Here is a 12,874-nt window from a genome sequence, read left to right as displayed (position 1 = left end):
ATACGATGCACTAAATAGACCTGTGATGACAGGATTATATTGGAAGGAAGGAAATTCATGGACGCGTAGACAAATGCAAGAAGCTGTAGATAATAGTCAAAACCTAAATGCTTTTCGTGTTGCAACGCCTATAAATAATGACAACCATTACTATGATGGATTTGCTTTTCCAGGTATTAAAGAAATACACGCAATTAATTATTATGAGGATTATAATTTTAATGAGTCATCATTGACACTACCATCAAATTCACAAATTTATGGCGTTCAAATATCCTCTGATACCAGGACACTACCAACAGGAACAAAAATCCGAGTTTTAGGTACAGATGATTGGATTACTACCATAACGCATTATGACCAAAAAGGGAGACCTATTTATGTGGCATCAAAAAATGAATATCTATCATCATTTGATATTACAGAAACAAAACTTAATTTTACTGGAAAGGTATTAGAATCAAAATTAGTACATACTAAAAATGGAAATACACCAATCATAACCATTGACAGATTTACCTATGATTCTTCGGGAAGATTACTCACTCAAAAACAACAAATAAATGACCAAGAAGAAGAATTGATTGTAGCCAATACTTATGATAAGTTAGGAATATTAGAAAGTAAAAAAGTTGGAAATACAGAAGTAAATCCACTTCAAGAAATTGATTACAGTTATACTATTCGTGGTTGGCTTAAAGCAATCAATGATGTAAATACCAATGATGTAAATAAACTATTTTCTTTTAAGATAAATTATGACAATCCTGACTTGAATCAAACCACACATTTATTTAATGGAAATATTAGTGAGACACATTGGAAAACTGCCAATGATATGAACCTAAGAAGTTATAGCTACAACTATGATGCGCTAAATAGAATTACAAGTGCTATGTATCAAAGTGGGCAGACTTTATCTAGCCTTGCTAATAATGATATAGAGAACTACAGCTTGAATAATGTATCCTATGACAAAAGTGGAAATATTCTTTCGCTTGAGCGAATGGGTGTTACTCAGGTTGCTAATCCTACGGTAGACATCATAGATCAATTAACTTACAATTATGCTAGCAATAGCAATACACTTGTAAAAGTTACGGATGTTGCAGATAATGCAGGATTTAAAGATGTGAACACCACTGAAAATGACTATATGTATGATGTCAATGGAAATATGACATCAGATATAAACAAAGGAATCATTCCTAATGGAATTACTTACAACCACTTAAATTTACCAACTACAATTAATTTTGGCGATCAAGGGAGTATTTCTTACATTTACGATGCTACAGGAATAAAAATGGCTAAAATAGTTCAAGAAAATAATAGTTTTGTAAAAACACAGTATGCAGGTAATTTCATCTACAAAGTTGACAATGCAAATGTGGAATCATTAGTGTTTTTTAATCATCCTGAAGGATATGTCGAGCCTACAAATGATAATACGTTTAGCTATACTTTTCAATTTAAAGACTATTTAGGAAATATTAGATTATCATATCAAGATTTTGATGATAATGGAGTTATTGATAGCAATACTGAAATTAAAGAAGAAAGTAACTACTACCCTTTTGGATTGAAACATAACGGGTATAATAATATAGTTGTTGGGAGAAGCCATAACTACGGCTTCAGTGGAAAAGAAGAAAATGATGAACTTGGACTAGAATGGTTAGACTTTTCAGCAAGAAATTATAATGCTTCAATTGGACGTTGGATGAATATTGATCCACTAGCGGAAGATATGCGTAGACATTCCCCATATAATTATGCGTTTAATAATCCTATTTATTTTATCGATCCCGATGGAATGAAGCCCTTTGGTACTGGAGATGGAGATGAATGTACTGCCTGTAAAGCAATACCAAATGGAGCAATATTTGGAGGAGCTGATTTAACAAAGAATAAAGGTTCTAAAGTGATAGAAGATGAAATAAGAAAAGTAATAAAGGAAAATAATTATTCAATATTTCCTGTAACTCCATTAGAAGCATCAAGTATTGAGCAAATTAGAAATATGGTACAAGATAATATAACATTAAATGAAGGTGGTTCTTCAATCGTTGATATTGTTTATGAGACTATGGGAGATTTAGACTTAGTAGCTGATGATAAAATACAAATTAGCTATGATGGCGCAGAATACGATCCTGAAACGTTAGTGTATTTAGGGACTGACCAAGTTGTCATTTCCGAGGATAATAGAAATAATAATAGCGGAACAACCTCTACATCTAATTCAAGTACTATTGGTGGTAAAGGAACTTTGGGTACAAAAAATAATAGTGCTGAGGGAAGTGTGTCAAATACCAATAGTTCCTCACAAAGTTCATCAAATTCAAATGGCGGTGGCTCTACTACGACTAGTAAACCTAAAGTACACAACTACACAGCGAATATTTATCATACCTATACAATAACTTATTATAATAATGGGATTTCAAATGGAGTCAAAAGAAGTCAAATTACAATTAAAGCAAATACAAAATTTAGTACTCTAATAAAAATAGATTAAATATGAAAAAAGTAATTTATTCAATAATTATCTTATTGATGATACTATTTACTAGTAGCAGAATAGGTGTTAAAACTAACATGAGCGATTATGGTTTCGTTCATAATAAGGTAGATAATTTTAATAGTGTCAGAGGATATATAACACCCCTGTATTTTGGAGAAGGCTACCAAGGTTCGATGAGACATTTATTAATAATTAGTTTATTTGCGTTTATTCTAATAATTATTAATTATAAATATGATAACAATAAGCTGATTAATCGTATCATGTTTTTTTCTCTATTTGGGCTTTCTTTGCTTGCATTTGACGAAACTTTAATTAAACTCGCAGGAGTTGTTATTTTATCAATTTCAATTCAAAAATTTCTTAAAGAAAAAACTACGAGTTAAGATTTTTGAATCAGATTAGAATCAAATCAGTAAAATTCAAACCACAGAAAGGACAGATGTTTTTTCTGTGGTTAACTATTTATGGCATTATAGTAACTTCTAATACTGAGTTAGTGTTAAAAATACATTGCAAAATAGTGGAAATATTACCGTAAATGTAACAGTAAGTGATAGTGTGGAGATACAAAAGATAAATTATATAAGAAAGATGAATAACACATTAATAAAAGCACAAAAAATTATATTAACACTTAGTGTATTAATTATGAATATACTATTTACTCATAAGGTTATCGAACTTTCATTCCCAAGTGATCCCAATCTTGGGATATTTCAACCAGATGAATTTATAGAATACTTCCAACCTTTCTCATTTATATTTATTATGATAACAGTCTATCTTATGTTTTTAGCTCAATATAAAGAAAGGCTCAGAGATTTGTATTGTGTTACTTTAAATTTTGGATTAGTATTGGCATGCACACACGGGTATATGAAATTGAATCTAATTGGAATTATACTTAGTGTAACCTCACTAATTATGATTTTTTTAAATAATCAAAAATCATTTAAAAATAAGAGTACTTAAACATGAAAAAAATAGTTTATTCATTAATTGTCATCTTAATACTTTTAATGACTTCAAGTAGAAATGATGTAAAAAATAATATGGGAGACTATGGTTTTACTTATGAAAAACTTGAAGAATCAAAAGGTATTACTGTGCAGATAAGTCCTTTCTATTTTGGAGAAGGGCGAGAAGGCTCTATGAGGCATTTATTAATAATTAGTTTATTTACGTTTATTCTAATAATTATTAATTATAAATATGATAACAACAAGCTCATTAATCGTATCATGTTTTTTTCTCTATTGGGGCTTTCTTTGCTTGTATTTGACGAAACGTTAATTAGACTCACAGGAGCTATTATTTTATCAATTTCAATTCATAAATTTCTTAAGGAAAAAACTATAGGTTAATTTTTTAGAATATCTAGATTTTTATATTCTTGCAAAATATAAGACTTAAATCCTTCTTAAAGACCATTTTGGTAACATATCAAAATGGTTTTTTTATGTAGTAAATATTCATATTTCTGATATCAAAAAAATATAAAGAACGACTTAAATAAGGTAAAACCGTAATATTGATATGGTTTATTTTTTGTATACATAAAAATGTAAACTTTTGCTTATATTGCAAAACATTTCTTATTATAAGGTTATAGAACTTTCTGACAGATAGTTTTTTAGATACATTTGGTTTTAAGTATAATCTTTAAATCAAAATATTATGAAAAAACTACTTTTAGCTTGTTTATTATTAATAGGAATCAATTTTACAATTGGCTGTGAGCCAGATAACCTAGCAGAACAAGAATATGAAGAAATTCAATCAGCAGACAAGGAAAAAACAGGTTCTATTGGAAACACCGACGGAGAAGACGAAGACGAAGACTATAACTAGATATAAATACTTTGTAATAATTGCTGTTATGACAGGTGTTATAGCAGCAATGTCTCAATTATTTTCTCCTCCATTCAATGAAGATGTACAAGAAGTTAGAAAAGAACATCGAGAAGCTAGGAATAATAGAGATACAGACAGAGTTGAATCTGTCCTTTTATTACAAGAATTGATAAATTTAAAAATTCTTCCTGATACTTTAAATAGTAGAGCAGAAAACTTGGTCACATCACATTCACTTAATGAAAAAAAATCTGAAAGTTTATATAATGATCTTAAAGCATTAAAAAAATCAAAAAAAGTAAATGGTTTTCAAAATTTAAATATTTTTCTAGCTAACATGGGTAATCCAGTATTTATTTTAATTACAGGGATTTTATTTATGATATTATTTCTTTTTAGAAAAAGAATTGATTGGCTCAAGCTCTCAAAGTCGTTTTTATATTTAAGTCTGATGTACTTATTTGTTTCTTCTGTTTATTTGATATGGGGAATTTCTAATTCTATGGAAATACACAAAATTTATTACGTTACGGGCTTAGTTTTTGCAAGTCTTTTTGCTATGTTAGGATTGAGGAGTCTATTATTTTATTTGTTCAAAATAAACTCAATAGAGGAAGAAAAACTATTAAAAGCTATCAGAATTTTATTCAGGCAGTTATTGCATACTGTACCGAAAAAAAATTATGTAAAAGACGATAAGTTTGTTGAGTACACCGAATCAAACAACAGAATAATAAATGAAGTTGCAGAAACAATTGATTGAAAATGGATGAAAAAATTAAAAAAAATTTAAACAAACTTTACAAAAAAAAGTGTTTAGAAAAGCAAGTAATAAATACTCACGAGGAATCCTTAGCTAGAGTCAAAAAAGAGGTTGAAAAACTTAAAGAGGAAATCGATGAAAAAGAACAAGAAAATACCAAGAAGTTTGAAGGTCTTCCCAAAGGTATTTTATTTCAATTTGGCAAGCATCAAATTTATCTAACAAATTAATTACTTTTCTTAACAACGACTCCTATATCTTTTAAAGTTTTTAATCTTTCTTCTATTCCATCTTCAACCAAACCTTTTATAAAGAGTCGGAAGTATTCAGAATTTTCAATGTAGAAATCCTTATTCTTCACTATGTTGTTTACAAAAGCTAAATTCAAAGACTCAGAACTTCCCAAATAAATTTCTTGATTTTCAATAAAGTGTTTTAAGAGTTCGTCAAAATTAAATCTGACACCATGCTTTTCCAAGAAGCAGTCATCTTCATCTTTTAAGTAAACTTCTCCAATTCCTTCTTTCATCCATTCTCTGGAAACTTTATAATGCTCACTAAGAAATTTCATTAAAATTTCAAGTGTTGCTACACGTGGTTTTTTAGTCCTTCCATCTAATATCTTTCTTGCGGCTACTCTAGTTATATGCCCATTAGTTCCTTTTTCTATTGTAAATGGCATAATTTTTAAATCGTGTAAAAGTTGTAGGATACGTTCGGTCATAGTTAATTGCAAACTTTTTTACATTTTAAGGTAAACTAATTTCTTTTTTAAGTAAACTTTTCATATTTTAGCAAAGCATCTAATCAAATATATTAAATGTAGAGTTACCCCAAGCAAAATAGTTGTTTTTACATAGTTTTTTTAAGAATCATGTTTTGCCACAACTAAGATTTTGAATAGCAGATTTTGAATTTATTTTATAACTCTAAAAAACCAATTATGAGAAATTTTTGCATCTTTTTTATTGCAACATTACTACTTACAAATTTATCTTGCTCAGAAAACGATGGTAATTCATCACAATACCCCAAAAATGTCAATATTGAATATGAAGCAGTATTATCTAAAAATGCTGAAATTAATATAACTACAATTGTGGATAATGAGTCTCAACTGTTTACTGGAATTTTTGATTCGATATTTAGTGAAGTGTATGTAAACCAAGAAGTAAGTCAGGGTACTTTTTTAAGATTGATTTACGAAGGGGACGACACATTTATAGTTGGTGGTTCTAATTCTCAAAGTTGGGAAGATTATACACTAGAATTAAATATTTATGTAGATGGCGAAGTTGTTTCAAATGAAACATTTATAATAACATTAGACAATGTTTCAGGAACGAAGTTCATTGATTATACCTTTAACTAAATCATTAAATAAAATACTCCAATTAATAACTTTTTCAGTAGCCAATATTGTATAAAATTTTAATTTTTTATTGATAAAATGAAGGGAACAATAATTTTAATTATAGTCTTGATATTAATTATAATTACTATCGTGCTATCCATTTTGGTATACAAAATGTATGTCATAATTGCTAAAATACACACCATAATCAGTATTGACAGTATTGAGTTAGAAAAGATAAAAGATTTAGCAATTAAAAAGAATGATTCATTTAGTAAAATTGAACAGAAAATTAATGGCATGCATACTGTTATTTCTACTCAATTAGTTAAAGGAATTATGAAAAGTTCTAAAGAAAATAATTTTTAATAAGCAAAGCTTTCAAAATCCCCGTTTTTAGAATAATCCGAAAAATACTTCTCATTTTCGGGGATTGAAAGCTTTAATTTTAGTCAAGCGAGTAGGCTTAATAATTCTCAATTGACTGTTTTTTTAACATGTAACAAAGTGGCTATTTTGTTTAATATGCATGACTATTTTGATTTTTAAACGAAAGTTTAATTTGGGAATCAAAAATGCCACTTTGTTCTTTTGACTGAAAAGTTGAATTTACTAAAATAATTTGAATGACCATTTAAATTATTGAATTCATCTTAACCCAAGTGTATCTATTGTAGCGTGTGCCACTGAGCCTAACCAATTGTTATTGATAGCCTTTTAACATAACATAAAGATTCATGGTTAGTGAGACGCAGTTTCTAGTAGGTATTTATACAATGGAAGCTATCATACTATTAGTTATCGTAAGATACTTCTATGTAAAAAGCAAAGGAAGGAAGAAAATAAAAAATAAAGTGGATGAAGAAATCGAAAAGGAATTAACAAATAAAGATCGTAAATACCCCTAGCTAGTTCATAAGGAGCGTGTTAAGCATTTCACAGGTTGGCATGGTTTTTTACTAAACTCATGTTTAAAAACTCTTTAAACAAGTAAGGCGACAATAGGTAGTTTCAAAATCAGTCGCCTTATGAGCCTAGAAATAAGAATTAACACATTTTTTTTCAAGTTTTTCATCAGGCACTTTTGGTAGTGTTTGAAGGTGTGTTAAAAATGGAGTTTTAGGGTAATAACTCTAGCAAAGCGATAGCAGAATCGTTGTCGCTTTGCCACTAAAAATTAAACGTACTGATTTTAACTTTCTGAGAAGTTTTTAACAGAGAACTGTAATCGATATAGGGTTTTGATTTTGGTTCTGTCAGTATGTAATGATCGGGTTGTAATGACAACCTGTGACCTAATCTAAACTTTTAGTTAGGCAGACAGGGTGGTTCTTACGATGGTAAGTCAGACCGCCCTGTTATGTAAAAGTAACATTTAATGATAGAATTATGAAAGAAAAAATAGTTTTAATCTTGGTCACACTTATACTCTGTAGTAGTTGTAGAGACAACAAAAAATTAGATGCTGAAGAAACGATTGCTAAAATAGTAGATCATCAAATCGTTTTCAATGATAAACAAAAACTAATTAAACAACTAGAAAATGACATATTACAAATCAAAAAAAAAGAGATCAAAATAAATGAAATCAATATCGATTCTAGTAAGGCTTTTGACAATAATTCTTTAAATATTATTCAACTCATAGGCAATACTAAAGATCGTTCATTACAGATTTCATATGTATTAAATAAGGAATATAATTCACTCTATATAACTTCAGGAAATACAATTTTAATTTGTGAAGGTTGTACCATTGGTTGCCTACCCAAACGATCAACAAATAATGAAGGTATTTGTACCCCATGTATCACTGAAGGTATTGATACTTGCTTTAAAACAGAATCATTATTACCCAACCAATGAAAAAAGGTCAATAGAGCATATTATGAACGCTTATAAATTACAATTCCTAAAAGGCTTTATTGCTGGATTTTTATTCGCAATTCTTTTTATCGTTGTATTTGTGATTGTGGCACTATATTATAATTTGGATAAAATCCTATGACCTAAAATTCCCAAACTGTAGTACCCTTTTTTTATCAGATGGAATCCTTGATACCTCAATTAAGGATTCCTATTTTAAACGTTCAGCATATCATGGTTCTTTTTAGCATTTACCACTAAATTATCGTAAAACTAAAATTGTGCTGAACAGAAAAGCCTTGCCCTAACAAGGCTTTTCTTTTTTATCAATTAAAAGAAAATTTCTTGACTAATATTCTGAATTTGCTTCTTTGAAAAGCTATGGTTCTTCCACACATTTTTAATTGCCATACTTCCAATTTCTTCTTTAATACCTTTCACGTTAATCAACAGATCAAGCGCCTTTATCCATTCAGGTTCTATCGAGGCTAAGAGTCCATCCACTCCATCAGTAATATTGTTACTTGCCGAATGATAAATTGAGGTAATCGTCGGAATTCCAAATGCTGACAGTTCCAAAAACAGATAACTACTGTGATGTTTGTTGTAGGTAGTATCTTTTGCCAAGAGCATAGCTGAATCAAGCCTTAGCTGATTCAATTTAAAAAAGAAGGTTTTAAAATGAACTGTTTTATGAAATTCTATATCATTTTGTAAGTCCAGCTTCTCTATAAGCTCATAGGTAGTAGAACTGCCTAAACAAACCACTTGAATTTTGTCTTTTAATTCTTTACTCATTTTTTTGAATAACTCTTTTATGAAATTCAAATCTTCCAAAGTTGGCTTTATGAGTCCAAGACGAAATAATTCTGTATCGTTTTTAATGATTTTCGGCATACTTTCATATCCAATTTGAGAAATTAAATTTGGAATAAACCCAGTTACCACATCAGCATTTGGATGACGCAAATTTATATATCGATGTAAAAAGTTTTTGAATTTTAAATTGGCAACTAACAATAGATCCGCACACGCTAAATTATTCTCCAGGTTATGCAATTCGATCTGTGAAATTTTTCTCTTATCATAACTCATAGCATTTAAGGCAAAATAATTCTGATCTATATTAAAGGTAATTTGAATCATTGGATTAAACGCCTCAATTGCTTTTAATAGATAGGTAATATCACTAAAAATAGGTGGAAATATGATATAATCTGCCCACACTAACAAACGCTCATCTAGTACCGTTGTAAGGTCATTTAATGAATTATTAAAATCATTACTATCTATGTTTGTAATAATACTTTTATGCGTGTTTGTTTTATCTAATTCTAGTGCTTGTGAAATTAAACGATAATACCCTGTCGCATTTAATTTCGGAGATACATAGAGTAAGTGAATTTTATCATCTTCGCCCAAATCATATTTGGTGCTGAACCTTGAATTTGAAGCTAATTTTTCTTTTAAATGGATTATTTTTTTCATTGATTTTCTTGTTGATTAATTGCTACTTCTACTCCGCTAATAAACTTCGCTATACGTATTCCTGAACTCATTTCATAGATTTCTGCGACTTTTACTTTAGCTCCATAATCTTCAATCTTTTTGTAAAAGCGAGCGAGTCCAATCTCACGTTTTTTTGTCTGTGAAAACTTATAATTCCAATCGATAGAATACAGAGTTCTCACATTTCCATCAGCAAACCAAACGATTAATTTGGTTTCTGAATCCTGCTTTAATTTCCAACCTTTTGATGCGCTCATTACCTAAAAAATTTAATTAATGAACTCATTGATATTTCTTTTACAAATTGATCCTTATCAAATGCATCAATGATGACTTTTTCATCTTTGACATGAATCCATACGGCAAGATTTTCAACGTTCAAACCATTTTTTAATGCAAAATCATTCAAGTATTTCTTGATACTAAAGGCAATTTTGTTCTGAATTCTTGATAATTCTGCGGTTTCTCTGTCAATAAAGAAATAGGCAAGTTCTTTTGTTGGAATGGCTTGAATGGCTTTAGATTGATCGAACAAATAGGCTTTGATTGTATGATCTTTTTGCACAATTTTTAAAAAAAGACGTGCTTTTGGAATCTTGGTTTTACTTGAAATAAATGCTGTATTTTGGATAATATTTTTGGTTACCATTTTCTCATAGCCAAAAATATCAACGGATAAGTCTGTAACGGCATTTCTAATCTTTTGACTGAATGTACTAAGGGTGTTTTTTGATGTTTTTTTCATTTTATCATGTATTATACTGTGAGTGATTGAATGATGTTTTGTTTAAAATTGTAGCATAGAATTGATCCATCAATTCAGGAGAATTAAGGCTTTCAACACGCTTTTCACAATCCTTAAAAAGCTGTAAACGAGAAAGTTGTTTTGAAGTGTCTTTTTCCTCGTTATTTATAAAACGTCGAATTTGAGCGTGTAGCATCAGTTTGTCCCGAGTCTTTCGCTTTGCTTTCATATGAATTTCATACCAAGCTTTTGTTCCTGTAAATCCATATTTGTTAGTCACATCAAAGTACCTATCAGGCAATTGAACGTACCTATTTTTAGAATCTTTTGCTAGATATTTACGTACCAATTCAATACGCTGAACATAAATATTATGAACTTTTGCCAAGTTTTGCTCTGATACTGGCGCATACCAATCCCGTAACAACTCTTTTGCCCTTAACTGCTGATTTTTAGTGAGAAAAGTATTTTTATAGATCGTCTCTTTAGAGAGATTCCATAGTGAATCCACATAGAGATTAAGGGAGGAAAAGCAACAAGTCTCAGGCATTGAAGCTGTGTCTTTTGCTTGTTTTATGACTTGTTTGCTTTGTCCTTCCTTCTCTACAACACTATTTTGTAAATCACTTAAATTTGAGGAGTATTTTTTGCTGATTTTATCATCTTTTGGAACATTTTTTTGCGCGCCTGGTGTGCCTTTCAAGGGTGGCTCGTTACTCCTTTTTGCGCCTTCCTTCTCTACGTATCCTGTAAATTTGTTTCCAGTTTTGTTTCCAGAAAAATAATGTGTCGTGAGCGCAAGCGAACTCCTTTTAATTTTGTTATCAACTGCTATTATTATATTATTTATGTAACTATTGTTACTAGAGTCAGATTGCGGACAAGTTGTCCGTAAAGAATTTTTAAAAAACTGATTATCAGCAGTTTTCTTTTTTTGGTCATCTTCCAAAAATTCGTCTTTATTAACGGGTTTTAAACCGCTTATCAACAGAATATTTGAGTTAAAACGAAGCTGGTAATTCGCCTTTCTACCTTTATAAACTTTTTCGGTAAGTACTTTAGCATCTAATAGGCGCTGTATATGCCTTCTGATAGTCCTTGTACTAACATGAGCCATTTTTGCTAGTTGCTCGCTATTGGTTTCTAAGGGTGGAATATGATCCACTTCTAAAGGCTTGATTTTATGAGCCTTTAAAAGTGATAAACCATAAATTTTGATAATTTCTTTTGCCGTTGCAACAATGGGTTGTCGCAAATGATTAGAAAGCTTGTCGCTGTTTGAATTATGATGTTTTACAAATTGATCTAATCGCTTAAAAACCGTTGAAAAATGAATGATGTTCATCTGTGGAACAATTTCGACGCATCAGTTTCTGCTGTCTGCGACGTAGGTTTGGATTAGCGTGTTTTTTTAACATCTCAATATCATGTTTAATGCTTTCGATATGAGCCTTTACCACCTCATTATCTTTTTGAACAATGGACTTTTTCATAAGCTATTGTTCCTTTTTAATTGCTGATTCATCTTTGCTTATCAGCTTATTGGATTTTTCATAGAGTTTCTTCAGCTTGGCTTCTTGTTCTTCTACAAGCTCCAAACAAGCCTCGTAACAAGACATCCAAGATTTTTGCCTTATCGTTACTTCATTGAAAAATTTACTGACAGTGGGTTGCGAACGTCCAGAACGATTTGCAACTTCTGTTGTTGGATTGTCGAATAACGACATCATCCTTTTTTTTAACGACTTATAGTCTTCTGAGCAATACATATATAAAAGGGTTTTAATGTCAATCTTATAAGTGCTAGTCAAGTTATAATTTAGGCGTTACCCATGTTTTGATAAGCTTTAACAAAACTTTATGGAAACCACATCAAACTCTTATAAATGTTAACAAAGTTTTGTATAAATTAGAACAAACTTTATAGCAAACTTCGCCAAACTTTATATAAAAAATTAACAAACTTTTGTATAAATTAAACTAAAAATTAACCAAACTTTTATATAAATTTTACCTAAATTTTATTATATTTGATGACAAACACGACCAAATATAAATAAAAACAACTAAATTTTACCAAAAATAATTGAATAACTTTTATGTGAAATGTACCTAAACCTTAAAATTTTCAGTAACTATTGAAAATAAACCTTTTATTTATGGAAAAAAACTACCCCTAAAAAAAATCAAATCATTAAAATTGATGAGCTTTTTATAAAAGCCATCGATCAAATAGTCAAAGATTCTAAAAGT

Annotated in this window: 14 protein-coding genes; 8 read left to right on the top strand and 6 right to left on the bottom strand. The window is 29.7% G+C overall.

What is annotated here, in order from left to right; all coding sequences use genetic code 11:
• From KAOT1_RS21685 to KAOT1_RS00095, 6 genes are all read left to right on the top strand, one after another.
• On the top strand, nucleotides 1-2,521 hold a 2,521-nt coding region (locus KAOT1_RS21685; protein WP_007092614.1), incomplete at its 5' end, for an RHS repeat domain-containing protein.
• Nucleotides 2,522-2,523: 2 nt separating this feature from the next.
• Nucleotides 2,524-2,913, top strand: a complete 390-nt coding sequence (locus KAOT1_RS00115) for a hypothetical protein (protein ID WP_007092613.1) — start codon at nucleotides 2,524-2,526, stop codon at nucleotides 2,911-2,913.
• 591 nt (nucleotides 2,914-3,504) lie between these two features.
• Nucleotides 3,505-3,894, top strand: coding sequence for a hypothetical protein (locus KAOT1_RS00105; protein WP_007092611.1), 390 nt, complete (start codon nucleotides 3,505-3,507; stop codon nucleotides 3,892-3,894).
• Between the two features lie 313 nt (nucleotides 3,895-4,207).
• Nucleotides 4,208-4,381, top strand: coding sequence for a hypothetical protein (locus KAOT1_RS23255; protein ID WP_007092610.1), 174 nt, complete (start codon nucleotides 4,208-4,210; stop codon nucleotides 4,379-4,381).
• A 28-nt stretch (nucleotides 4,382-4,409) separates the two neighbouring features.
• Nucleotides 4,410-5,147, top strand: a complete 738-nt coding sequence (locus tag KAOT1_RS00100) for a hypothetical protein (protein ID WP_007092609.1) — start codon at nucleotides 4,410-4,412, stop codon at nucleotides 5,145-5,147.
• 2 nt (nucleotides 5,148-5,149) lie between these two features.
• Nucleotides 5,150-5,377: a hypothetical protein gene (locus KAOT1_RS00095; protein WP_007092608.1), complete on the top strand. Its 228-nt coding sequence runs from the start codon at nucleotides 5,150-5,152 to the stop codon at nucleotides 5,375-5,377.
• On the opposite strand, the gene KAOT1_RS00090 is transcribed toward KAOT1_RS00095, so the two are convergent.
• Complete coding sequence (locus tag KAOT1_RS00090) at nucleotides 5,374-5,871, bottom strand: hypothetical protein (RefSeq protein ID WP_007092607.1); 498 nt, start codon at nucleotides 5,869-5,871, stop codon at nucleotides 5,374-5,376. The genes KAOT1_RS00095 and KAOT1_RS00090 overlap by 4 nt on opposite strands.
• Before the next feature lie 219 nt (nucleotides 5,872-6,090).
• Between KAOT1_RS00090 and KAOT1_RS00085 the strand changes: the two genes are divergently transcribed.
• On the top strand, nucleotides 6,091-6,519 hold the full coding sequence (locus tag KAOT1_RS00085; RefSeq protein WP_007092606.1) for a hypothetical protein: 429 nt from the start codon (nucleotides 6,091-6,093) through the stop codon (nucleotides 6,517-6,519).
• Between the two features lie 1,371 nt (nucleotides 6,520-7,890).
• Nucleotides 7,891-8,367 carry a hypothetical protein gene (locus KAOT1_RS00075; protein WP_007092603.1) on the top strand — a complete coding sequence of 159 codons (477 nt, stop codon included), beginning with the start codon at nucleotides 7,891-7,893 and terminating at the stop codon, nucleotides 8,365-8,367.
• Between the two features lie 330 nt (nucleotides 8,368-8,697).
• Here KAOT1_RS00075 and KAOT1_RS00070 read toward each other — a convergent pair whose 3' ends face one another.
• The 5 genes from KAOT1_RS00070 to KAOT1_RS00050 form a co-directional block, all read right to left on the bottom strand.
• The gene (locus KAOT1_RS00070) at nucleotides 8,698-9,855 is read right to left on the bottom strand and encodes a glycosyltransferase (protein WP_007092601.1); all 1,158 of its coding nucleotides are present in this window, start codon (nucleotides 9,853-9,855) and stop codon (nucleotides 8,698-8,700) included.
• A complete protein-coding gene (locus KAOT1_RS00065; protein WP_007092600.1) occupies nucleotides 9,852-10,133 on the bottom strand; it encodes a hypothetical protein in 282 nt (93 codons plus the stop codon). The genes KAOT1_RS00070 and KAOT1_RS00065 overlap by 4 nt, the downstream gene beginning before the upstream one ends.
• Nucleotides 10,133-10,621 carry a hypothetical protein gene (locus KAOT1_RS00060; RefSeq protein ID WP_007092599.1) on the bottom strand — a complete coding sequence of 163 codons (489 nt, stop codon included), beginning with the start codon at nucleotides 10,619-10,621 and terminating at the stop codon, nucleotides 10,133-10,135. The genes KAOT1_RS00065 and KAOT1_RS00060 overlap by 1 nt, the downstream gene beginning before the upstream one ends.
• Before the next feature lie 4 nt (nucleotides 10,622-10,625).
• Nucleotides 10,626-11,966, bottom strand: a complete 1,341-nt coding sequence (locus KAOT1_RS00055) for a hypothetical protein (protein ID WP_007092598.1) — start codon at nucleotides 11,964-11,966, stop codon at nucleotides 10,626-10,628.
• A gap of 151 nt (nucleotides 11,967-12,117) precedes the next feature.
• Nucleotides 12,118-12,351, bottom strand: coding sequence for a hypothetical protein (locus tag KAOT1_RS00050; protein ID WP_238528660.1), 234 nt, complete (start codon nucleotides 12,349-12,351; stop codon nucleotides 12,118-12,120).
• Between the last annotated feature and the right edge of the window lie 523 nt (nucleotides 12,352-12,874).

The sequence above is a fragment of the Kordia algicida OT-1 genome, assembly GCF_000154725.1.
GTDB classification, from domain to species: Bacteria; Bacteroidota; Bacteroidia; order Flavobacteriales; family Flavobacteriaceae; genus Kordia; species Kordia algicida.
The sequence above is the reverse complement of the archived record's forward strand: the minus strand, read 5'-3'. Positions and strand labels throughout refer to the sequence as shown.